The 1,179-nt window shown below is 50.9% G+C and carries 1 protein-coding gene; it reads left to right on the top strand.

Annotated features, from left to right (window positions below):
• A partial coding sequence (gene tnpC / locus L5M49_RS25045) for an IS66 family transposase (RefSeq protein ID WP_263267000.1) occupies positions 1 to 1,179 on the top strand: 1,179 nt, incomplete at both ends.

The following is a 1,179-nucleotide window of genomic DNA, read 5'->3' as shown; positions in this document are numbered from 1 at the left end:
CTGTCGGACAAGTTGCAGCAGTTGCTGGAGCGTTACAACCTGAAGAAGTACCAGAAATTTAGCCCCAGCAGTGAAACCTATGAAGGTGAAGGCGAGGTGTTAAATGAGGCCGAACAGCTTATTGAAGACGAGTCAGTAGCGACAGAGCCAGATACTCAGACGACCGAGAGCGCTAAGAAAGCTGCTAAGCCACGCCGCCCACGGATTGCCCCTGAGCTGCCGCGCGTTGATGTTATCCATGACATTGACGATAAAACCTGTGCYTGCTGTGGCCATGCGCTACATCAAATGGGTGARGAAGTYAGTGAGCAAATCGAGTTCGTACCGGCACAAATCCGGGTGCTCAGAAACGTGCGGCTGAAATACAGCTGCCGGCAGTGTGAAACCACGGACACCAAGGTCGACATTAAAATTGCCGATGTGCCACCGGCGGTTATCCCTAAGAGCATGACCACACCGAGTCTGCTTGCCCAAATCATCAGCAGCAAAATGCACTATGGCTTACCGCTTTATCGTCAGGAGCAGTTGTTTAATCAGGCCGGTATTGAGCTTAGCCGTCAAACGATGAGCCGCTGGCTGATAAGCTGTGCAGAGAAACTGAAACCGTTACTGGCGTTAATGAAAGCTGAGCTTCTGAAACAGCCCGTGCTGTGGGCAGATGAAACCACGGTTAATGTGCTGGATGTTGAGAAAAGCACCTGTTATATGTGGGTATATGGCTGTGGCTTAGAAAAAAGTACCGGCCCCAAGCTCGTGCTGTTTGATTATCAGGATAGTCGCAGCAGTAAACATCCCACCGACTTCCTGGCGGGGTTTAACGGTTATCTGCAGGTCGACGGTTATGCCGGATATGAGAAAACCCACGCAACCTTAGTCGGCTGCTGGGCGCATGCCAGACGCAAGTTCGTCGAAGCCCAAAAAGCGCAGGGCAAAGGCAAAACGGGTAAGGCCGATGTGGCCCTTAACCATATCCAGAAACTCTATGCGCTGGAGAGTAAATTAAAAACTGCGCCGCCTGATAAGAAATATGAAGCCAGGCAAACGCTAGCCAAGCCGTTGCTCGCGCAATTCAAAAGCTGGTTGGATAAATCAAGCGAGAGTGTCACGAAAGAAAGTTTACTGGGAGCGGCTATTACGTATAGCCTGAATCAGTGGCCCAAGCTTGTCCGCTATCTGGAT

The organism is Shewanella sp. SM74, assembly GCF_025653725.1.
In the GTDB taxonomy this organism is placed as follows: Bacteria; Pseudomonadota; Gammaproteobacteria; order Enterobacterales; family Shewanellaceae; genus Shewanella; species Shewanella oncorhynchi.
This window is presented reverse-complemented; position numbering and strand designations above follow the sequence as displayed.